This is a genomic window from Tepidimonas fonticaldi (assembly GCF_001675355.1).
GTDB classification, from domain to species: domain Bacteria; phylum Pseudomonadota; class Gammaproteobacteria; order Burkholderiales; family Burkholderiaceae_C; genus Tepidimonas; species Tepidimonas fonticaldi.
The window spans coordinates 1-605 of record NZ_LZDH01000059.1 but is presented as its reverse complement, the minus strand read 5'-3'; the positions used below and the strand labels follow the sequence as shown (position 1 = coordinate 605).

1 protein-coding gene is annotated in these 605 nt (G+C 65.8%); it reads left to right on the top strand.

Annotation, left to right across the window (positions count from 1 at the left end; translation table 11 throughout):
- The coding region (locus A9O67_RS10245; RefSeq protein ID WP_068610014.1) for a TniB family NTP-binding protein at positions 1 to 605 on the top strand (605 nt) is incomplete at both ends.

Here is a 605-nt window from a genome sequence, read left to right as displayed (position 1 = left end):
CCTTTATGCGTGGCCAAACAAGCAACGCAGGCCCAGCCGGCTGCTGGTTGGCCCGACCAACAATGGCAAGTCGATGATCGTCGAGAAGTTCCGCCGCACCCACCCGGCCAGCTCCGACGCCGACCAGGAGCACATCCCGGTGTTGGTCGTGCAGATGCCGTCCGAGCCGTCCGTGATCCGCTTCTACGTCGCGCTGCTCGCCGCGATGGGCGCGCCGCTGCGCCCACGCCCACGGTTGCCGGAAATGGAGCAACTGGCTCTGGCACTGCTGCGCAAGGTCGGCGTGCGCATGCTGGTGATCGACGAGCTGCACAACGTGCTGGCCGGCAACAGCGTCAACCGCCGGGAATTCCTCAGCCTGCTGCGCTTCCTCGGCAACGAACTGCGCATCCCGTTGGTTGGGGTAGGCACGCGCGACGCCTACCTAGCCATCCGCTCCGATGACCAGTTGGAAACTCGCTTCGAGCCGATGATGCTGCCGGTATGGGAGGCCAACGACGATTGCTGCTCACTGCTGGCCAGCTTCGCCGCTTCGCTCCCGCTGCGCCGGCCTTCCCCAATTGCCACGCTGGACATGGCTCGCTACCTGCTCACACGCAGCGAGG